Here is an 18,743-nt window from a genome sequence, read left to right on the forward strand (position 1 = left end):
CAAGAGCTTGTGAATCAACGCGTTTGACTCAGGCCGCCGACGAGTGTGCGGTTACCTTCGCCTGACATGGCACGTCGCCCAGGAAATCGCACATTCGGCAACATTGGAAAGGATCAGCGGTGCGGTGGCGCCGACGGCGGAGGTGGCGGCGGCGGCGGCGATGCGGGCGGTCCGCCGGGACCGCCGGGACCGTTACCCGGGCCGGCCGGCCGGTATCCCGGCCACTCCGGGCCCTCGCCGGGACCGAAACCGGGCCCACCCGGCCCGAAGCCGGGGCCCATCGGCGGACCGTGATGCATCATGCACGGTCCGTGGTGGCGGTGCCCGTACCAACCGCCGCCGCTGAGGTAAACACCGGTGCCGAAGATGACGGCGGCGACGAAAACGGTTCCGGCGATGATCACCACCCAGGCGGCGGCTTGGTAGAGCCGGTTCGGCGGTGGTGGCGGAGGAGGCGGTGGGGTGGAAACTGGCGACTCGCTCATACCGATCAATCATGCCCCACAACGACGCCGGCCGCCGCCCTTCGGGAGGGGCGGCGGCCGGTTGCTCGTGGCCGGGCCGGGTTACCGACCGGGTGGGGGCGGCGGGGCCTGGGTGCTCACCGAGGGCGGCAGCTCGCCGGGTCCTCGCTGGTCCGGGCCGGGTCCCATCGGTCCCGGGCCGCGGTGGTGGCCCTTGTGGAACATCGCGTGCTGGCCGTGATGCCCGTGATGTCCGTGGCAGTGGTGCCCGCCCGGGCCACCGCGGCTGACCCAGACGCCGGCGAAGAAGATCGACGAGACGATGAAGACGATGCCGGCGACGATCGCGACCCAGGCTGCGAGCCGATACAGCCAGTAGGGCTTGGGCTCACCCGGCGGTGCCGGTGGGGTGGTTGTGGTGTCAGGTGTTTCGCTCATGGAGCCATCCTGCCGGGGACAACGCCAGGCACCGCTAGGTCTTGGCTATGCATCCGCTATGAGTCGGAGGTCCCGCGGAGCCCGACGGAGACCCTATAAATAACGTCAGAAAGTCCAGGGAAAACCCTGTATCCCCACCACCCCTCGCGCTCCTAGCATCGCTCCCAGAACCAGCCATCAGGGCGGGGAGCAGCAGGGGAAGGCACAACAATGGGGAATCTGAAACGTGTGGGCTGCCTTAGCGTATTGGTGGCCGGGGTGGGCATCGGCGCCGCGCTGGCGGCCACGCCGGGGGTCGCTTTCGCCGGGACAAACGCGGTGGACGGCGGCGCGGGTGCACTGGGCGTCGCCGGGGCACTGGCGGCGACCATCGGCGATGCCGCCGCCACGGTAGGCACGGCAGCCGCGGTATCGCTGCCGACCCTTCCCGACGACTTCGGTAACTTCGCCATTTCGATCAGCGGTATGCCGCTGCTGAGCCTCGGCACCGCGTCCGCGAGCTCAAGCTTCGGGAACATCGCGATCGCCTACGGCGACTACTCAACCGCCAACGCCATGAGCGGCTTCTTCAACTACGCCACCGCCCAGGGCGACCACAGCGTGGCGGCAGTCGGAGACACCGGGTCGTTCAACTACGCCTCCGCAGTCGGCGATCACGCCAGCGCACTGGCGGCCTGGGGCAACGGCAACGTGGCTACCGCGACCGGCGACTACGCCGTCGCCAGTGCGGGCGCCTCGGTGGTGCCAGGCGTCTACGACAGCCACTTCAACACTGCCACCGCCGAAGGCTTGCACGCCATCGCATACGCCGGCTGGGACGGCAGCAGCAATAACGAGGCGAGCGCCATCGGCGATTACGTCCAGGACTACGCCCCGGATGGCGGCCCCTGGTCTGCCGACGCGGACGCCAACCTCCTCGGTGATGGCGGCACGGACTTCTGGGCAGACCTATGGAACCTGTTCAGCTGACCGACCAGGGCTTGAACGGGTTCACCGCGAACCCGTTCCTGCGCGTTTGGCAACGTTGATACTGCTTGCAGTACACCATCCATGCAGCTCAGCGGCGTTGGTGGTGTTGGTGGCAAACGGGGTGCGCTGAAACTACTGCGGACGCTCTGCGGACGGACGGGGGCGCGGGCTGAGCGTGGGCACGATGTGCGTATGAGCGATCAACCTGACGAACGTGACGCGGTAGCAGGCCGCCAGGCCGATGCCTTTCTAGATGAAGGTGCCGGATCGTCCGAAAGCCAGTCCACCTATTCCGGTCCGGAAGAGGTGGGCCAGTCACTGAAGACGTACAGCTTGTCTGAGGTCGTGGCGTTGGTCCTTCCGGAGTTGAGCCACGGTGAACGTTGGCTCGCCGAGCGGCTCCGACGCGGCGAAATCCGCGGGTACAAGATCGGTCGGACTTGGCGGATGACCCATGGAGACGTTGAAGATCTCATCGCGCGCCACCGGAACTCGCCGCGGCCAACGCTTCTTCCCGCGGAGCCCGAGCGCTATCCGGGCGGCCTAACCCGCCGTTCGTGGCTGTACCGCCAGCGATACGGGCTTGAGGGAAATCCCAACCTTCGAGGGCCGCGTCGCACCGCGCCGCCTGCCGAACCACCCCCGGCCGTTAAGCCCGTGCCGAGCGATTTCCGGTACGTCATTCCAGAACCAAAGGAGACTATCGAAGCGATGCCGCCACTGACTGAGACCCAGCAGCAACTCCTGCAGCGCGTAGAGCGCGAGGGAGCGGTGGCGGTGACCGGCCGCTTCCGCAAGACGGTTGAGGGCCTAGTCAGGCGGGGGCTCGTCAAATACGAGGTCGCTCACGTGCTAAGTGAGAGCGAGAAGGCGCCTGGCTACATCTACCGCTTTACTGTCCAGCGCATGACCGACAACTAAAAGTGCGGAGCGCCCAGCGTCAGCGTGACTTGCGGCGTAGCATTGTCGGCGCAGGGGGCACCACCTCGCCTTAGCCCTGAAATAACGGGCCGTCAGAACGGGCTTGCATGGGCCCCCTGCTTGCTCTTCAACGAGGTAGCATCGTCGGTGCAGAGGTTCCCTCCCGCTCCAGCCTTGAAATAACAGGCCGTCAGAAAGAGCGGGGAATGGGGCCTCTGCGTCACGTTCAGCCCCTATCGGGGGGCGGCCCCGCCCTAGCCGCCCTGCAAAAGAGCGTGCCGCCGCGTGTCGAAGGAAAGCGGCTACATACGCCACGGCTCCTGCTATCGTCCCCCGACGTGACGGTCGCAGTGTTGGTCAAGGTATTCGACGGCATCGTTCTCGCCACGGACTCTGCCACGACCATCGAGCTTCCCGACGGGTCTGCGCAGGTGTACAACAACGCCGACAAGGTCTTTAACCTGCATCGGAAGCTTCCCATTGCAGCGATGACTTGGGGGCTGGGCCAAGTTGGGCCAGCCAGCGTGTCCACGGTCGCAAAAGACCTGCGGAAACGCCTTATGGGGAAGGCCGGGAGAAAGTACGAAGCGTGGAAGCTCGACAAGCATTCGTACGCCATCGAGGATGTCGCGAAGCGATTGGCTGAGATGTTCCACGAACTGCTGAGCGCCAACAGCGAGGAACTCCCTGACAACTGCCTGCTGGGAATGCTCGTCGCTGGATACTCGGCCAACGCCTCTCAGCCCGAAGCTTGGGTGCTGTACCTCGACGGCAAGGGCTCGAAGCCGAAACCTCTGCTGGTAGGTGGCCCGGAGGACAGTGGGTTCCTCGCGTACGCGCAACCACGCGCCGCTGATCGACTGTTCCGCGGATTCGATGAGCAGTTGGCGAGGGCCGTCAAGGCTGCGGTGCCCGACGATCATCATGCTGCGATCGACGCCGCGCTCAACGATCAGACCCTGAGCCCGGTAATACCTCCCATGCCGTTCCCCGACGCCATCGACTTCGCCAAGTACTTAGTCGAGGTCACGGCGGGTTTCTCGCACTTTCTACTGGGGCCAGATACAGTTGGTGGACCAATCGAAATTGCTGGAGTGAACCGGCATGAGGGCTTCAAGTGGATCGCGCGTAAGCACTACTACACGCCAGAACTAAATGTAGGGGTGAAACAATGATCCATAACGCGAGCTCAACGCCTACAGGGCCAGGCAACCATCGCAGAGAAGCCCCTGAACCTCAGGTCACTAGCTCAAGTGGGCAGATGCGATCCATGCGAGAGCCATATCGAGCCAGCCAGCCGGCCAGGGTGCAACGTGAGCGTCCAGCGGGGTCGTCCCGGTAGCAGTTAGCTAGCCCCTTCCCTAGATCAGTACGGCTCTCATCTGGGCTTTCCCGCCTTGTGCCACCCTGCGCTGAACGCCTTATTGATTTCGTGGCGTACAGCAGTTGGGTCCGCACCGTTGATCCCACCGTTGATCACAACGGCGGGGTCACTCGGCCCAGGCGCTGCCCCGGTCCCCAGGTGGGCCGTGTTCAGCTCTGTGGGTCCGGGATTCGGCGTTTTCAGCAGGTCCGCGATGCCGGGCATTTTGAGGTCCGGCAAGCCGAGCCCGCCGCCGCCGGAACCGTCACCTGATCCGGCGAACTGTTGGAACAGCCCACCAGCGAAATTCGCCGCCGCCATCAACGATTTCGCATTCGGGGTGTCGAACGGGTTCATGAACAATGACCCATCCAAGCCGAGGGCTTGCAGTGCCCCCGACACCAACGATTGCCCCAGGTTCTCGCCCAGCTCCCCAGTGCCATTGCCACGTCCACCAGCCGTGGCCTTCTCCTTGGCCGTAGCCAACTTGTCCTCAGCCTCAGCCTGACGCTGCTGCGCGTTCGTCAACGCCTCCTGCGCCTTGTCCCGCTTCTTCTCCGCCGCCGCAAGCTTCTTCGCCGACGCCCCCTGCGCCTTCAGCTCATCCAGTTCGGCGTTGGCAGTGTCCAAACGGGACTGCGCCGACCCCACCGACTGCCGTGCCTTCGTCACCCGATTCGACGCCGACACCACCTGCGAGCTGGCAGAGAAATTGCTTGCACCATTGGGGTCATCCCCACCCGCTAGAGCGATCCAGGCGCGTTGCGGGAACATCGACGCACCCGCCGCAGTCCCACCGAACTGCCCCCCACCGGACCGGCCACCCATTTCGATGTTGACGTTGCCATTGAACGGGTCCACGATCGTCCCCGCAGTGTGCCCACCACCAGCACCGCCAGTTCGCCAACCGATCCAGTAGGCGGAGATGCCTTTCGGTGGGTCACCCATCTGGAAGCCACGCGACAGTAGGGCCGCGGCTTCATCACCGGTCCCGAAGCGTCCTGTTCCTCCGGTGATGAAGTTCGCCAGCGTGGATTGCGCACCCGAGCAGTCGGTATCGAACGTGTCCCCCTCACCCTGACCCCACTTGTAGGGGCGACCGGCGATCCCGGACGCGAACTGCCGCAAGGATTCAGGGGTAATACCGCCGTCTTCGCGTGCGGTGAGCTGCATGCCGAACATGGCGGCGACTTCGGACAGGATCTGGGTGGATCGACCGCGCTTGCTGGTCGCGAGGGGAATGTAGGCCTCGCCGCCGGTTTCCTTCTCCGCGAAGATCGTCCCCGCTCCACGCCCGGCATACAGGCCGGCGTCTTCGGGTTTGATGATCCACTTCAACCCGTTGAAACCACCGTCAGCCCTGGGAACAATCGCCCCGACCGAACGCGGAGCAGGCGGGGCATCCAGCGGAGCGGCGCCGAAAGCCTCACGCAGCGTATTGATCCGGATCAGCTTGTTCTCCGGCTTCTTTAGCTCTTCAATGGCCTGCTTGGCGGCATCGACCCCGTCCAGCTTGACCAGGATCAGCTTCCCCTCCTTGATCTGCGCCTGGTAGTGCAGCCTCTCCAGCAGTTGTTCGACTTCCTTACCGAGGGGCGCGTCGACTGCGATGGTTTTGTCGTTGCCCTCACGGACCTGCACCCCCAGGGCGGACAGCAGGTCGAACACTTCTTTGCCGCCGGGCGCGTCGACCTTGATCGGGAGGTCGGTAGGTATCTGCCCGGACTGGATCAGTTTCGCGATGCCGCCGAGCCGATCACCGTAGGTGGCTAGGGTGCCGCCAAGGTCGTCGAAAGCGGCCTTGATGTGCGGTACGTCGGTCTGGAACCGCCGCGCCAGTTCCGCGAAGTTCTCCTCATTCTTGGCGATGACCGCGGCCATGTCGCCGCCGTTCTGGGAGACATCAACCGTCGCATCCACCAGGCGCTTCAAGGTGTCATTGAGCTCGACACCATTGACCATCAGAGTGTTGACCTCACCGCCGGCTTTGAACAGCGCGTCGCCGACGCCACCCGCAGCATCAACAGGGGTCTGGCCTTGCTGTTGAATCGCCGCGGAAGCGCGTGTATGCGCGGCCTCCGCGTCAGCCTTCGTGCGAGCTGGATTCAACGCGTCCAGGGCGGCCTTGAGCGCATTGGACTTGTCCGCCGCGGTGGCGGTGTCATCGGCCAGGGTGCGCATGGCCGAGGCCATCTCATACACCCCGGGTGCGGTGTTCGCAGCAACCTGCTGCTGAGCCATGAACTCAGTACGCGCCCGACGCAACGCATCAGCAGCGCCGCGGCCGCCAACACCAGCAGCTTCAAGCTGACCAACCATGGCATCAAAGCCAGCCTGCGAACCGTACGCGGCATCCGACAAGGACTGCTGGCCGAGCTTCAACGCATCGATGGCCTTCAGGGCATCCTTGGCGGCATCGGCCTCGGCTTTGATCTTGTCGGAGTAGCTGGCCGCCGGCCCGGAGAATGGGTTGATGCTGCGGTCAGAGTCCCTGAACTTGTCCAGGAAGGAGCCGGTCCGCTTCGCCGCGGCCTCCAGCTCCGTACTGATTGACCGGATCCGCTCAACAGCGGCTGGTTTCACGGTGTCGTCGAATGCACCCCGTGATTTCTGCAATGCCTCGTTGAGTTCCACCTGGGCACGCCCGGTGTTACGGACCGCATCCTGGTAGGCCGCAAGGGACTGCGAGGACTTCTGATTCTGGGCGGAGATGTAGGCGAACGCGGCTCCGCCAGCCATCAACGCTACGGAGAGTCCCCCACCTAGGGCGTTGATGACACCGGTGGTGGCCCCGCGCAGGGTGTTCATTGCTCCGCTGCCGCGCGCCGCCAATGTCGCCCATGCGGACCCGGCTGTGCTGATCTGCTGGCCGGACATTGCCGCAAGGGACTGCTGCAGCCGCATCTGATCCCGGAAGCCGCGGAACACTCCGACTGTCTGCTGGCCAAGGTTCGTCACCGCACTGGACGCTGCGGTCGTCGCCGGTGCGATGCGCCCCAAGATCTCTGGGACGATCCGGAATCCGGCCCATGCCAGGGCTGCGGCCGTGACCAGCCCTTGATGGTTGCTCATCAGACCGGCGATTACCGTCAACGCCGGTGTGACCGTGTGCAGCACACCAGCAGCGGCCTGCAATGTCGTGACGAACGCTTTCCAGGCGGCACCACCAACACTCGCCGCAGCCTTGCCCCCCGACTTCGCGATCTCACCCAGCGCTGGCCCCACAGACCGAAAACTGTCCACCAATCCGGCGAACGCGGCGCGCGCGTCCTGCACCGCGGGGTTGGCCGCCAACTTCTCCCAGGACTCACCGAGCCCGTCGATGCCCTCCGAGAGCTTGCTCATCAACCGCTCGGCCGGGCCTTCCAACCGGTCGTAGACATCCAGCTTCAGCGATTCGAGACTGTTACTGACCCGCTCGATCGCGCCAGGCAATCCCCGGGTCTGCGCCTTAGCCATCCGGGCAGCAGCACCATCATCGAACGTCTTCGCCAAGTTCTTGTCGAAGTCGGCGACGTTGCCCAACATGGCGCCGCGCATCGCATCCGAGCCGAACAGAACGTTGGAGGCCGCCTGGAACTGCTCACTGCTCATGCGACGTTTGGCTTCGTCGAGCTGCCGGAACAATTCCCGGAACCCCACGAACTGCATATCGCCCGTGTCTTGCAGCTTGTACAACTCCAGGCCGAGCTCTTGGATCGCCGCCTGCGCAGGGTTGCCCTGATCGGTGATCGACTGCAACGTCGTTTTCAGCAGCGTGCCGGCATCAGAGCCCTTCACCCCCGCATTGGCGAGCATCATGATCGCCGCAGCAGTACCGTGAACGTCCTCCCCGAAGCCCTTTGCAACACCAGAGACTTGCTGCATGGCCTGCGCGACGTCGGTGATGCCGGCCGATGAACCGATGTCGGCGTTGGCGAGAACATCAGCCACTTCGCGGGCTTTATCCGGCGCCATCTTGAACGCGTTCAAGATGTTGGACTGAATCTCCCCCGCGCGCTCGGCATCGACCTGCGCCGCAGTCGCCAACTGCAAGGTTCCACGGGACGCGGCGATAGCCTGATCCGCCGACATACCCGCCTTGGCGAGCTCCGTCATGGCCTTGGCGGCATCCATGGTGGAGGTGCCAGCCAGGTCCACGTCATTGCCCAGAGCCCGTGCTGTCGCACGGAACCGGGCAAGGTCGGCCTCCGACGCCTCGGTGACACCGGCAAGGTTGTTCATGGTGCGGTCAAATCCCACACCGACCGACATGACCTCTCTCAAGGCACCGGTGACGGCGGCAGCGCCCGCGGTCACCCCACCGGCAGCCATGAGACTCTTGGCTACCGAGGAGAATCGCGTCCCGAACGCGCGTCCTGCTGCGTCGCCCTGCGCACCGAATCGAGCACTGTCGATACGGGCTGCCAGAGAAAACCGCTCACCAAAAGTTCGGCCGGCCCGAGACCCTTGCGCGCCGAGCTTGTTGGCGTCAATCTTCGGGTTAAGGCGGGCACTGCGGTTGGCCTGCTCCATCACACGCGTGATGTCGCGCTGCATACCGGGAGCCCTGACCGCGAGGGTGACCCATGCGCTGGCTAGCTCTGGCATTCGAAAGCCCTCCTAGCTCGTCGACTTCTTCTGAAAGCGGCTGGGATCGAACGGAACCACCTTGCCCGACCCCTTCGGTGGTTTCGTCACCCGCAGCCGAGCGATTTCAGCCTTCGCCCGCTCCAACGCCGGATTCAAGTTCCCCCGCAACTGCGGCGACGCCTCGAAAGCCTCAGCAAGAAGCCGATACCGGATCTCCGCCTCGGCGAGGTCATCCTTGGCTTCCATCGCCTCATTCAGTGAGGTGTATTTGGCCATGCGGGCCGCCTTCCGGGGGGAGGGGGTAGGGGGGCCTGACACACACACTCGCCTATGCCACGAGGGGCCTCCGAGGTGGGGGTGGTGGGGGTGGCCCCCTGGTGGGGTGAGCGGCGGCGGCGCAGGTTTGTCCAGTGACTCCCAGGAGGGAGAGTCGTGGAGTTCCTTTGCCCACGCGAAAGGAATGAAACTCGTGGGGGTTTGACGCCGCCGCCGCTGGTCACCACCACCCCGTGCCGAACCCTTCGCGAAGTGGTCGGGGTCCGGATGGTTCGCCGATGGAGTTGAGGGGCGGGACTTCCGGCATGCCTGAGGGCCACGGGAGATTCAACGTGGGCGGCATGTAGTGGCCCACGTTGAGCAAGCTGTTCTCCGTGTATTTGGCGAGGGCGGCGAGGTCGTCGATGTCGTTGCGTGCCGCGGTGTTGCGTTCGAGAAAGTCATCCCTGATGGATGTCCAGCCGCGTACGAGTGCCCGCTCCAGCACTGCTGTTGCCAGGATGTTGTCGCCGGATCGCTTTGCCGATTCGTAGAGTTCTGCGGCGTCGTCGTCGTGTTCGAGTTCGCGGACGCGGGCTTGCGCGTCTCTGTAGCTGACGACCTTCGCTGGATCGCTGCTCGCAGTGGGTGATAGGCCGAAGACTCGGCGCTCAAGGTTCTCTTTCATGCCTTTGACTGCCGCCTTTTCGCGGGCGAGTAGGCCCATGATCTGGTCGGTGACCTCTTGGTGCAGTGGTTCGAGGCGTTCTCGTCGTCCGGTGGTCGTGAGATTGGGGTCGGCTTCGACCTCGGCGTGTGTCTGCATGAATTCTTCGGAGAGTCGGGCGGCTTCGTCGCGGTAGCCCTGAACTGTGGCTTGTAGGGCTTCGAGACTCATATCGTGTTCTCCTTTACGCGGTGGCCTTGAGGGCGGTGATGCTGTTGGAGTCGATGAGCCACCGTCCGCCGACCCGCCGTGCGTGTAGCTTTCCGGCGGCACACCATTTGCGGATGCATCGGTCGGTGACGTTCAGCGCTTGTGCTGCCGCTGTTGTGGTCATCAACATTTCTGATTGTGCGGTATTCGGTTGGGCCGCAGTGGGTTCTGTTCCGTTACCGGAATAGCATGCGGAGATGTGAAGGGCCGTGAGTGCGACGTACGCGTCGGGGTCGGTGGTGCGTAAGTTGATTCGGCGGTCTTCGGTCATGCCGGATTTGCGGTCGAGCCAGCGCGCCATTCGTGGGGAGATGATGGCCGACCCGTCGGCTGTGATGCGCTGCGCTATGCGGACTTCCAGCGACGGGGTCGGGCCTTCCGGGTTATGTGTCATGCTCCCCCTCGATGTCGGCTTCGACCCCGGCGAGCTGTAGCTCTAGCGCCATAAGGAGGTTGGGGCCGTAGGTGCTGGCGAGGGTTCCTAAGGCGAATCCGGCGAGACCGAAGAAGAGCCGGGCTGCGCATTCCGGGCAGCTGCCGGTCTGCTCTTGTGCGACGTTGCGGGGGTCGACGTTTTCTCCGGTGCTGGCTTTTGCCATTGCGATCAGGATTCGGAGTGCCCTGGCCTGGGTGATCGGCCCTCCTCCGCCGTTCGTGGTGTCGGGGTCGCAGCGATGGGCTGGCTGGTTGGTCATTGGGGCCTCCTGGGGGTTGGTTCGATGGGCAGTGCGGTAGGGGCGCACATGGCGCTATTAGCCTGGCTCGAATGGTTGCGATTCCATCCACGCATCCAACTTGTCACTGTCGATGCGTGCGTTCTGAATCGTGCTGCCCTTGAACGGGTTAACGGCAGGAAGATCGCCATCCTTGATGGCTTGCGCGATCCTGCGAGTGTTCTTCGCCCCGATCCGAGCAGCAGCTTCGGAAAGTGTGAGCCAGGTCTTCATGCGGAATACTCCACCCTCACGTGGATGTCCTGCTTCTCTGGGTAGGTGGTCATCTTGGCTCCTGGGGTTGGTTTTCGAGGATCTTGGTGACGGTTGAGTAACCGACGCTGAGCCGGCGGGCGATCATGCTGGGTGCGGTGCCGGCTGATTGTTCGGCGAGCACCTTCGCGACGCGTTCGGGCGAGATGCGCACGATGCCTTGGGCGACGAGGCGATGAGCGGCGGCCAGGTGTGCATCAGGTGCGGGCTTCGGCTGGATGATCTGCTTGTCAAGCAGGTCGTTCCTCCCTTCGGTGTGCACACTGTTGTGCGCCTCCACGTGCACGGCGCTGTCAGCGCCTTGTTGTGGCTCAACGTGATGTGCGTGCACTTGTTGGCTCCGTTCGGCGTTGGTGAGTGCAAACAGGGCGATCAGGCTGCTGGCCATCCCCAGGTCGACGACTATCGGCACGATCCACGCCAGTGAAGTCGGGATGGCTGCCTGGGTGATGACGAGGTCGCGCAGTTGTACGAAGTTCACCGTGAACGCGAGCGCAGCCAGTGTCACGGCGATGCACAGAGCGGCGCGGTATGCACCGCCGACGAGTCCGGCTTGTGCGAGTGCGTGCACACCATAGGTTGCGGCGAGTTGGATAGCGACGGTGAAGAACGCGACGGCTGAGGCGATTGTGGTTGAGTTTGCGTCGCCGATCTGGGCATGCACAACCACACCTAGCGTCGACACCACCGCCGAGCCGATCAGCCAGGCCCAGAAGAACCGGCGAGCGTTCCGGTGGGCCCTCACGCTGTCACCTCGTCGTCGACTGCGAGGCGCCACATCGAGCCTCGGCCTGCGCCCGACGACTCGATTCGAGGATTGCCACCGCGCTGCTGGGCGGCCTTGAGGGTGGCGTGCTTGTAGCCGATATCGGTTCCCGCAGCGATGACGACAGCTGGTTTCACCCAGTGCCCTGGTTGACTGTTGGCCCGGAACCAGCAAACCATGAAGGTGTGAGCCTCGACGGTCGCCAGGGTGCATGCGCTGCACTTGCCGGTGTCCGTTCTGGCGGGGTGTTGGTGACATTCAGAGCATGTTGACCTGCGTGAATCGAGGTTAGTTACGGTTGCGGATGGTTCAGCGGTGAACTCGGGGGTCAGCGCCTCTGACCTGGCGTTTTGGGTGCTGAACTGCGGTTCAGCGGTGAACTCGGGGGTCAGCTCGTAGTGAGTGCCGCCCTGCGGTGCCGCAACGGCCGACAAACTGCAGTCTGCAGCTAACTCGGCGATAGCCGAATCGAGCAGTTCTCGGTACTCGCGCTTGCCCATCCTGGACATCAGATCCCGCCGCGCGGTACGGCCGTTGGTCAACACCTTGATCACCCGGCGCTTGACGACGGCGAGGCGGCGGTCATCTATGACCTCTTCGCCTACTGCACGGCTTATCGCCCGCTCGCGGATCTTTGCTCGGGCGGCCCGGCGGTCGTGCTCCAAGACGACGTTTCGGGTGGCGTCGGATACCTGCATGACGGCCTCGGACAGTGCCCAGTCCTGCTCGGAGACGACTGACCGGTGGTGCATGATCGCCAGGAGGGCGGCGACCTTGCAGCGGACCAACATCGCGTGACCATCGAGGGCGTCACCGTCGCCGCGCTGGCGGGCTAGGTGCGCGGCGATGATCGTCTCGGTGATCTCCGCCGGCCCGTAGGCGATCTCCACTACTCCGTCGGCACCGGGCGCCCATAGGGGGATGCCGGTGTCGAGCGGGCCGGGGTCAGCGGAACGTTCGTCGGGCATCTGCGGGTCTGTCGAGGGGAACCACAAGGTGCGCTGAGGGGTTCCGCCCGTCGCGTCATCGAGGATCACCCCGCAGTGTCCGAACTGGCCGGCGACCGAGAGGCACATGCGATAGGTGTGCGGCGCGACCATCCGAGACGTGGCCGACGAAGCCCCCTTGCTGCCGAGCCGTTCACCCATGATCGCGGCCTTGAGGGTGGCGCGGGTGTTGTTCCCTTGCCCTGCGTCCAGTGCGGCCAGGTGGTCGATCTCGGGCACCATGAAGATCGCCCTGCTGATCCGGTCCTCGGGGTTCTTCGTCTCCTTGAACAACTCGGAGATGCCCTGACCCGATCCGAGTCCTTCCTCGTGGATATCAGCCGGCCATGCCAAGCGGGCTGTCGCGTCTGAGATGCCCTTGCCGCCACCGGATGCCGCGACGAACACGGCCATCATGTTGAGGCTGGCTCGGCCGCCGATGACGCCGGGGAGTTGCACGTGCGGACCAGTGCTGGCGGCCACCCGGAGCAGGACGGCGCCGAATACGGCCCAGGGGGCTGCGTAGCGTGCGCGCGCCCACTGGTAGATCCGGGTGAGTTGGTCGGACTCGGATTCGAGGAAGAACCTGTTGGTCAGGTCGGGGTCGATCACGCGGTGGTCTCCTTGTGTCGAGGGACGTAAGCAGGGCCTCGGCCGGCCCGGATCTGGCGGGCGACAGCGGACCAGTTCTCCGACTGTCGGAGAACTGGTTCGCTGGCCGCGGGTCCGGATCCGGCGGCGGCGGTCAGGAGGCCCGCGGCGCCAATCGTTTTCGATGCGTCCGCCGCAGCCTCTTGGGCGAGGTCCACGCGCAGGGCGTGGTGCACTCCCGCGGCCAATACCGCAGCGAGCTTGTCGGGGTGATGGTCGTCGAGCTGACACCACTGAGGGGTGCCGGCGGCCAAGACGTTGGCGGGGTTGATACCGCGGCGCTCGACGAACTCAAGCACCGCGGTCCAACAGACCTGCCGATTGGTCATCCGGCCTCCCGCAGGGCGCAGGAGGGTCCGATGCCGGCCTGGACGCTGGCCGGGTCGGTCAACCAGCGCCCACAACCCCGGCAGCGCATCGCCAGGCGCCACTCCGGCAAATCGGTGGGGACGCCGGGCCGAAGCCCGGTCCCCCCTTCGATGGCCGGTCCACCGGACACGACCTCCTGGACCACCAGGCCGATCGGGTCGATGACGTACTCATCCTCGCCGCGGCCAGATCCCTCATCGCGCACGTGAGTGATGTGGGCCAACAGGCGATCTGCCGGCACGGTCGCTGTCCATAACCGGCCGCCGGTGAATCGGTCACGGAACCATTCCGCGGTTTCCCGCCTGCCGGTCCACGCCATCCTGTTGGGGTCGGCACCACCGCGGTACAGCACCACCTGATCGGGCGGCTGCGCGGTTACTCCAGCCTCGGTGTAGCCGACATCCCGCCACCACGTAAGCCACTGGGACTGTTCGATGTAGGACTCCGGGAATTCCGCCATGCACCACGCCTCGATCACCGCTCGCCGCATGGTGGCGGCATCGAGACTGTCAGCCACCAGACCCAGCATGTTGGGCAGCTCGTTGCGAGGGAGACGACAGGTCAGGGTGTCCCAGTCCTCAACACCGCCGAAGTAGGCAGCCTCGGCATCCTGGTAGGTCAGCAGCAGCTCCGCATCGGCCATCACGCACCGCCCTGAATCTCGGCGGCGACGGTCATCAGATGTTTGGCCAACGCGACGGCTTCAGCCGGCGTCAGCCTGAATTCCGTATCGACATTCAGGAACGGCCTGGCGCTCTCCCGGAACAGATGCAGTGCTACATAAGGCAGCCGGTAGTAGCGTCCGCAGGCGTAGGCGCTGATGTGCGGATCGGCGTCGTCGAGCTGCTTGTGTGACGCCGGGGCGTTCTCTTCGAGACTGCACCCGACCGTGTAGAGCTGCCCCTGGCACCACTGATCCACCCGGTGGGACTCCCTCGGGTGTCCATCATCATCAATGCACCAGGGGGCGCAGGGCCAACCGTCGGTGCTGGTCGACTCTGCCGTAGCCCAAGCTCTGGCAACCGTGGCTGCCGCGTCCCGCATCGTTGTCGTCAACGAGTCGGTGGTCATCGCTGCCCTGCCCACAGTTCCGCGAGGTCCGCAGCTTTGCTAATCGCCGCGGCAACCGCACGAGCGATCGCTGGGGAATATCCCGTGTCGCACCAGTGGATCGCCACCGCCTCATCCGGGTCGTCGGTGACGATCCGACCGTCGCCGGTCTGCGTGCAGACCACGCGAACGTCTACACCGAACTTTGCCGGTACTGGTATCGGTTCTGACCAGACTTGCCGCAGCGGAACTCCATCAACGACTTCCCAGGCGTCAATCCATTTTGGGTCGGCTCCGGGCGGCAAAGGGATCGTGTAGGCGCTCATCGGGCGCCCCCCTCGGCAGCGGCGGCGATGAGGCTCTGAGCGGTACGTAGGTGGCTTACCGCGTTCGCCAAATCGATGCCGACACTGATCCCGGTGTCGGCGGGCATCACAGAGAAGGCGTCCTCGCCAGCATCTTCGAGGGCGTAGCGCACGTGTTGCGCGGCCTCAGCCAGGGCGCCAAGGAAGGCAGCAGCGCTCGGCGTCGGGTCGTCATCGATCGGGGTCGGTTCCGGAAGGGGTAAAGTCATGGCTAGAACTCGCTTTCTGTGGTTGTGGTGACTACGTGGTGGTTCTGCCCTCGGCTGGTGTCGGCGCACCACCGGGGGCAATTTCTTTTCGGGGCCGAAGATCCTCGGTCCTGTCCATCTCGGGCGCGATCCCCAGATCGGGATGCCATTCCTGCGGGTAGATGCGCATCAGGCCGCATCACCGCCACCGCGCCGGGTCGCCTGCTCCTGCTCGGCCAGCCAGCGCTCGATCTCGCTGCGGCGGTATACGACCCGGCCTCTAGGGCCGAGGGTGAACGACGCCGGGCCCTGGTCCGTGCATCGCCAGAACCGCAACGTTCCCGCGTTGATCCCGTACTCCTGCTCCACCTGCTTCGTGTGAAGCAGATCGCCATCTGCCACTGATGCTCCTTTCACAGCGCGATGTTGATATCGCATTGTCAGGTTGCCACTGTTGGCAATGCTGGTCAAGCATTACGCTGTGATTTATGCATCAGCAGGTAGATGGTTCGCCGTCCGAATCCGTCAGTCAGCAGTTCGGAGACTTGATGCGGCAACGCAGAGAGGACCGAGGCTTGAGCCAACGGCAGCTAGCCGAGCTGCTCCGTGACGTCGATCTCCATCTTGACCCGTCCGCGATAACCAGAATCGAACGCGGAACCCGCGAAGTAAAACTGTTCGAGGCTCTCGCGATCTCGAAGCTGCTGGAGTTCGATCTGGACTACATCGCGTTCTCCCCTGACAAGCAATTTCAGATCTCGGGATCAAACCTGTCTGTGGCGGCCACGCGCGCCCGAAAGGTGCTGCTTCAGGCCATCCGCTACGTGGATCACTGGGCAAACCACACCGACGACGAAACCGAGCAACGCCTGATGGCGCGGCACGGGTGCGATGTTGTTGACCTCTACACCGAAATCCTTAAACAGTCACCAAGTTTCAAGTACGGGAGCTTCCTAGCGAGTTTCGAGGGTGACAACTTTGCCGTTTACTTCAACGAATCAGACCATGCAATAAAGCAGGCGGTTGTTGAAGCGGTGACAGCTCACATCTTGGTGAGCGAAGACGAATTCGATCAGATTGGGAAGGCCCACCGCGATGCAGCTACGTAACCGCCGCGCTGGTGTCGAGGATCGCTGGCATCGCGTCGGCGACGGTGAGCCGTGCACGGACAAGGGGCACGGCAAGCTCGGCACGTTGGCCCAGAGCAAGAGTCATGGCGTCGGGAAGCGTTGGCGGGCAAGGTATGTCGATGAGAACAGCAAGGAGCACGCCAAGAGCTTCGCGCGTAAAACTGATGCGCAGGACTGGCTCGATGAGATCACCGCGGCGTTCACCACCGGCACCTATATCGACCCGCAGCGCGGCAAGATCACCTTCGCCTCGTTTTACAAGGGGTGGTCAGCCCGCCAGGTCTGGGTGTCGGGAACCCAGCACGCGATGGACCTCGCCGCCAACAACGTGACGTTCGGCAACGTCACCTTCGGTGATCTGCGGATGTCCCACATCGAGGAGTGGGTAAAGCGGATGCAGGACCGCGGCCTGGAGGCCACCACGATCCGCACCCGGTTCTCCAACGTGCGCAGTGTCATTCGGGCAGCAGTGAAGGATCGGGTAGCGCCGCGTGATGTGACCGTCGGGGTGAAGCTGCCCAGGGTTCGCAAGAGTGCGGCAGCGATGAGTATCCCGACAGCCAAGGAGGTCGGCGCAACCATCCGGGCGACCACCGATATCGAGCCGACCTACGGGGCGTTCATCGCGGTGTGCGCGTTCGCCGGCCTACGCCGCGGGGAGGCCTCGGCGCTGAAGATCTCCGATGTCGATTTCATGCGCCGGGAGATCCATGTGCAGCGTCAGGTGCAGTGGACTGATGACGGCCGGATGGAGATCCGCGGGCCGAAGTACGGATCGGAGCGCACGATCTTCGCACCGGAGGGCATGGTGACGATCCTCGCCGAGCACGTCCGGCTGTACCGGGGCGGGGATGACCCAGACAGGTGGCTGTTCCCCAGCTCCCGCGACAAGGCTCTACCGGCGCATGCCGCCACGGTCGGGCGCTGGTGGCGGATCGTTCGCCAGAAGGTCAACATCGACTACCGGCTGCACGATCTGCGGCACTTCTACGCGTCCGGGTTGATCGCCGCCGGCTGCGACGTGGTCACCGTTCAGCGGGCGCTCGGGCACAGCTCGGCGTCGGTCACCTTGGACACCTACGGGCACCTGTGGCCGGACGCCAACGACCGGACCCGCAAGGCCGCTGAGGGGCTTGTCGAGCAGGCGCTTGGAACTACTGCGGACGCACTGCGGACGGATGCCTGAGATTAGGCCTGTGACCAGGGCTTGAACGGGTTCACCGCGAACTGGATCACCCGATAGGGCGCGCGATCACGCGGCTGGGTGTTCCATTGGCTGACAAACACCCGCAGCTCATCGAGGGTCGATCCCGGCGAGATGTAGCCGCCGTAGGGCTGGGCCAGCCGGTTGTCGAACGGTGACGGCAGGGTCTCGACGGGCACCGGCGGTTCCGGCCACTCGGCGTGCTGCACCACCGTGGTCACCGGGGCGGTGCCTAATCCGGTCGGTTCGTAGGCCACCCGCACTTCCATGTTCCCGGTGGTGCCGTTGAAGTAGGTCAGCACCGGCCTGCCGTCGATCTGGCGCAGGCTGAGCTCGCCGATCTGGTCGTTCCACAGCGGCGTGGGAGCATGCCCCCAGCCCGCGGTGGCCGACCAGCCCTGCCAAGCCGACCGGTCGGTGAATTTGCCCGGCGCGACCCGGTACAGCGTCACCGATGCGCTGCGGTCAAAGTTGTTGGCCACCACATACACCCAGCCGGTGACCGAGTCCGGCGTCGGAATCGGGTCGTAGTAACCACTGATCTGAGACTGGCCGTAATCCTGATAGGACGCCGGCCGCGCCGATCCCGGCACGGTTTGCCAACCCGGTTGCGCCGGATCGGCTTTCACCAACCGTGAGCTTTGCGGCACCAGCATCTTGGCGGTGGTCACCATCAGATAGTTGGTCCGGTTGATCGAAACGATCCCGGCCGGCAGCTGAGTAGTGCCCGCCGGGCCCGGGTCGGCCAGCAGCGGCTTGTCCACCCCGAGCACCCCGGTGTAGCGCACCCCGTCGGAGTCGTCGACCGAATCGGGATCCAGCCGCAGCGCGATCGGCGAATACCAGCCGCCATACCCGACGCCCTGGCCGGCGAAGCTGTCCCCACAGATCTGCAGCACCGCGCTGGGGAACTCCATGAACTCGCACAGGTCGGTGGCGCCGATACCGTAATCGCCGGTGGGCGTTCCGGTTCCGGCACTGGGGCCGATTCGGACCACTTGACCTTCGGCCAGTGGCCACAGCACCGGACGTGGGATGGGCGCGGGCGGCTCGGCGCGCGCCACCCCAGGCAGAGCCAACAGCAGTGCCAACAACGCCGACCCCGCCGAGCGTGTATTCACTGCGACGT

At 64.6% G+C, this 18,743-nt stretch carries 22 protein-coding genes; 5 read left to right on the forward strand and 17 right to left on the reverse strand.

Features of this window, described 5'->3' with window-relative positions; translation table 11 throughout:
- Positions 1 to 113: 113 nt before the first annotated feature.
- Together MJO54_RS21705 and MJO54_RS21710 are read right to left on the reverse strand one after the other, a co-directional pair.
- Complete coding sequence (locus tag MJO54_RS21705; RefSeq protein WP_046282723.1) at positions 114 to 485, reverse strand: hypothetical protein; 372 nt, start codon at positions 483 to 485, stop codon at positions 114 to 116.
- An 81-nt stretch (positions 486 to 566) separates the two neighbouring features.
- Positions 567 to 902 (reverse strand): hypothetical protein, encoded by a 336-nt coding sequence (locus tag MJO54_RS21710; protein ID WP_046282722.1) that lies wholly within the window; start codon positions 900 to 902, stop codon positions 567 to 569.
- 228 nt (positions 903 to 1,130) lie between these two features.
- Here MJO54_RS21710 and MJO54_RS21715 point away from each other — a divergent pair, with 228 nt between their 5' ends.
- The 3 genes from MJO54_RS21715 to MJO54_RS21725 all read left to right on the forward strand — a co-directional run bounded on the left by MJO54_RS21715 (position 1,131) and on the right by MJO54_RS21725 (position 3,967).
- Positions 1,131 to 1,871, forward strand: coding sequence for a hypothetical protein (locus MJO54_RS21715; protein WP_133164997.1), 741 nt, complete (start codon positions 1,131 to 1,133; stop codon positions 1,869 to 1,871).
- 192 nt (positions 1,872 to 2,063) lie between these two features.
- A complete protein-coding gene (locus tag MJO54_RS21720; protein WP_133164996.1) occupies positions 2,064 to 2,792 on the forward strand; it encodes a helix-turn-helix domain-containing protein in 729 nt (242 codons plus the stop codon).
- A 338-nt stretch (positions 2,793 to 3,130) separates the two neighbouring features.
- Positions 3,131 to 3,967, forward strand: a complete 837-nt coding sequence (locus MJO54_RS21725) for an Ntn hydrolase family protein (protein WP_105295154.1) — start codon at positions 3,131 to 3,133, stop codon at positions 3,965 to 3,967.
- Positions 3,968 to 4,170: 203 nt separating this feature from the next.
- Here MJO54_RS21725 and MJO54_RS21730 read toward each other — a convergent pair whose 3' ends face one another.
- The 14 genes from MJO54_RS21730 to MJO54_RS21795 all read right to left on the reverse strand — a co-directional run bounded on the left by MJO54_RS21730 (position 4,171) and on the right by MJO54_RS21795 (position 15,682).
- Complete coding sequence (locus tag MJO54_RS21730; protein ID WP_105295153.1) at positions 4,171 to 8,745, reverse strand: phage tail tape measure protein; 4,575 nt, start codon at positions 8,743 to 8,745, stop codon at positions 4,171 to 4,173.
- Positions 8,746 to 8,757: 12 nt separating this feature from the next.
- A complete protein-coding gene (locus tag MJO54_RS21735; RefSeq protein WP_105295152.1) occupies positions 8,758 to 9,003 on the reverse strand; it encodes a hypothetical protein in 246 nt (81 codons plus the stop codon).
- A gap of 220 nt (positions 9,004 to 9,223) precedes the next feature.
- Positions 9,224 to 9,880 carry a hypothetical protein gene (locus MJO54_RS21740; RefSeq protein WP_105295151.1) on the reverse strand — a complete coding sequence of 219 codons (657 nt, stop codon included), beginning with the start codon at positions 9,878 to 9,880 and terminating at the stop codon, positions 9,224 to 9,226.
- 13 nt (positions 9,881 to 9,893) lie between these two features.
- Positions 9,894 to 10,313 (reverse strand): helix-turn-helix domain-containing protein, encoded by a 420-nt coding sequence (locus MJO54_RS21745; RefSeq protein WP_105295150.1) that lies wholly within the window; start codon positions 10,311 to 10,313, stop codon positions 9,894 to 9,896.
- Complete coding sequence (locus MJO54_RS21750) at positions 10,303 to 10,614, reverse strand: hypothetical protein (RefSeq protein ID WP_105295149.1); 312 nt, start codon at positions 10,612 to 10,614, stop codon at positions 10,303 to 10,305. Before MJO54_RS21750 ends, MJO54_RS21745 begins: the two co-directional genes overlap by 11 nt.
- A gap of 57 nt (positions 10,615 to 10,671) precedes the next feature.
- Positions 10,672 to 10,866 (reverse strand): DNA-binding protein, encoded by a 195-nt coding sequence (locus MJO54_RS21755; protein WP_105295148.1) that lies wholly within the window; start codon positions 10,864 to 10,866, stop codon positions 10,672 to 10,674.
- A gap of 49 nt (positions 10,867 to 10,915) precedes the next feature.
- Positions 10,916 to 11,650: a DUF2637 domain-containing protein gene (locus MJO54_RS21760; RefSeq protein WP_240175429.1), complete on the reverse strand. Its 735-nt coding sequence runs from the start codon at positions 11,648 to 11,650 to the stop codon at positions 10,916 to 10,918.
- Positions 11,647 to 13,269: a hypothetical protein gene (locus MJO54_RS21765; RefSeq protein WP_234821535.1), complete on the reverse strand. Its 1,623-nt coding sequence runs from the start codon at positions 13,267 to 13,269 to the stop codon at positions 11,647 to 11,649. The genes MJO54_RS21760 and MJO54_RS21765 overlap by 4 nt, the downstream gene beginning before the upstream one ends.
- On the reverse strand, positions 13,266 to 13,637 hold the full coding sequence (locus tag MJO54_RS21770) for a DUF2742 domain-containing protein (RefSeq protein WP_105295146.1): 372 nt from the start codon (positions 13,635 to 13,637) through the stop codon (positions 13,266 to 13,268). Before MJO54_RS21770 ends, MJO54_RS21765 begins: the two co-directional genes overlap by 4 nt.
- Positions 13,634 to 14,320, reverse strand: a complete 687-nt coding sequence (locus MJO54_RS21775) for a DUF6011 domain-containing protein (RefSeq protein WP_205843433.1) — start codon at positions 14,318 to 14,320, stop codon at positions 13,634 to 13,636. Before MJO54_RS21775 ends, MJO54_RS21770 begins: the two co-directional genes overlap by 4 nt.
- Entirely contained in the window at positions 14,320 to 14,748 is a 429-nt protein-coding gene (locus tag MJO54_RS21780) for a DUF6907 domain-containing protein (protein WP_491562442.1), read from the reverse strand. The genes MJO54_RS21775 and MJO54_RS21780 overlap by 1 nt, the downstream gene beginning before the upstream one ends.
- Positions 14,745 to 15,053 carry a hypothetical protein gene (locus MJO54_RS21785; RefSeq protein ID WP_133164995.1) on the reverse strand — a complete coding sequence of 103 codons (309 nt, stop codon included), beginning with the start codon at positions 15,051 to 15,053 and terminating at the stop codon, positions 14,745 to 14,747. Before MJO54_RS21785 ends, MJO54_RS21780 begins: the two co-directional genes overlap by 4 nt.
- Positions 15,050 to 15,301: a hypothetical protein gene (locus MJO54_RS21790; RefSeq protein ID WP_105295144.1), complete on the reverse strand. Its 252-nt coding sequence runs from the start codon at positions 15,299 to 15,301 to the stop codon at positions 15,050 to 15,052. Before MJO54_RS21790 ends, MJO54_RS21785 begins: the two co-directional genes overlap by 4 nt.
- Positions 15,302 to 15,469: 168 nt before the next feature.
- Complete coding sequence (locus MJO54_RS21795; protein WP_234821534.1) at positions 15,470 to 15,682, reverse strand: helix-turn-helix transcriptional regulator; 213 nt, start codon at positions 15,680 to 15,682, stop codon at positions 15,470 to 15,472.
- 86 nt (positions 15,683 to 15,768) lie between these two features.
- On the opposite strand from MJO54_RS21795, the gene MJO54_RS21800 reads away from it, so the two are divergent.
- Together MJO54_RS21800 and MJO54_RS21805 are read left to right on the forward strand one after the other, a co-directional pair.
- A complete protein-coding gene (locus tag MJO54_RS21800; RefSeq protein ID WP_105295142.1) occupies positions 15,769 to 16,389 on the forward strand; it encodes a helix-turn-helix domain-containing protein in 621 nt (206 codons plus the stop codon).
- On the forward strand, positions 16,376 to 17,596 hold the full coding sequence (locus tag MJO54_RS21805) for a tyrosine-type recombinase/integrase (RefSeq protein ID WP_105295141.1): 1,221 nt from the start codon (positions 16,376 to 16,378) through the stop codon (positions 17,594 to 17,596). Before MJO54_RS21800 ends, MJO54_RS21805 begins: the two co-directional genes overlap by 14 nt.
- A 2-nt stretch (positions 17,597 to 17,598) precedes the next feature.
- On the opposite strand, the gene MJO54_RS21810 is transcribed toward MJO54_RS21805, so the two are convergent.
- Complete coding sequence (locus MJO54_RS21810) at positions 17,599 to 18,735, reverse strand: DUF4185 domain-containing protein (RefSeq protein WP_105295140.1); 1,137 nt, start codon at positions 18,733 to 18,735, stop codon at positions 17,599 to 17,601.
- Positions 18,736 to 18,743 lie beyond the last annotated feature (8 nt).

This window comes from Mycolicibacter virginiensis, assembly GCF_022374935.2.
GTDB lineage: Bacteria > Actinomycetota > Actinomycetes > Mycobacteriales > Mycobacteriaceae > Mycobacterium > Mycobacterium virginiense.

Bases quoted from the DNA above. Each gene is read 5' to 3' on its own strand.
- MJO54_RS21755 (WP_105295148.1), bottom strand. From the start codon at position 10,866: ATGAAGACCTGGCTCACACTTTCCGAAGCTGCTGCTCGGATCGGGGCG.
- MJO54_RS21775 (WP_205843433.1), bottom strand. From the start codon at position 14,320: ATGGCCGATGCGGAGCTGCTGCTGACCTACCAGGATGCCGAGGCTGCC.
- MJO54_RS21720 (WP_133164996.1), top strand. From the start codon at position 2,064: ATGAGCGATCAACCTGACGAACGTGACGCGGTAGCAGGCCGCCAGGCC.
- MJO54_RS21780 (WP_491562442.1), bottom strand. From the start codon at position 14,748: ATGACCACCGACTCGTTGACGACAACGATGCGGGACGCGGCAGCCACG.
- MJO54_RS21710 (WP_046282722.1), bottom strand. From the start codon at position 902: ATGAGCGAAACACCTGACACCACAACCACCCCACCGGCACCGCCGGGT.
- MJO54_RS21785 (WP_133164995.1), bottom strand. From the start codon at position 15,053: ATGAGCGCCTACACGATCCCTTTGCCGCCCGGAGCCGACCCAAAATGG.
- MJO54_RS21805 (WP_105295141.1), top strand. From the start codon at position 16,376: ATGCAGCTACGTAACCGCCGCGCTGGTGTCGAGGATCGCTGGCATCGC.
- MJO54_RS21705 (WP_046282723.1), bottom strand. From the start codon at position 485: ATGAGCGAGTCGCCAGTTTCCACCCCACCGCCTCCTCCGCCACCACCG.
- MJO54_RS21790 (WP_105295144.1), bottom strand. From the start codon at position 15,301: ATGACTTTACCCCTTCCGGAACCGACCCCGATCGATGACGACCCGACG.
- MJO54_RS21735 (WP_105295152.1), bottom strand. From the start codon at position 9,003: ATGGCCAAATACACCTCACTGAATGAGGCGATGGAAGCCAAGGATGAC.
- MJO54_RS21740 (WP_105295151.1), bottom strand. From the start codon at position 9,880: ATGAGTCTCGAAGCCCTACAAGCCACAGTTCAGGGCTACCGCGACGAA.
- MJO54_RS21770 (WP_105295146.1), bottom strand. From the start codon at position 13,637: ATGACCAATCGGCAGGTCTGTTGGACCGCGGTGCTTGAGTTCGTCGAG.
- MJO54_RS21750 (WP_105295149.1), bottom strand. From the start codon at position 10,614: ATGACCAACCAGCCAGCCCATCGCTGCGACCCCGACACCACGAACGGC.
- MJO54_RS21800 (WP_105295142.1), top strand. From the start codon at position 15,769: ATGCATCAGCAGGTAGATGGTTCGCCGTCCGAATCCGTCAGTCAGCAG.
- MJO54_RS21745 (WP_105295150.1), bottom strand. From the start codon at position 10,313: ATGACACATAACCCGGAAGGCCCGACCCCGTCGCTGGAAGTCCGCATA.
- MJO54_RS21730 (WP_105295153.1), bottom strand. From the start codon at position 8,745: ATGCCAGAGCTAGCCAGCGCATGGGTCACCCTCGCGGTCAGGGCTCCC.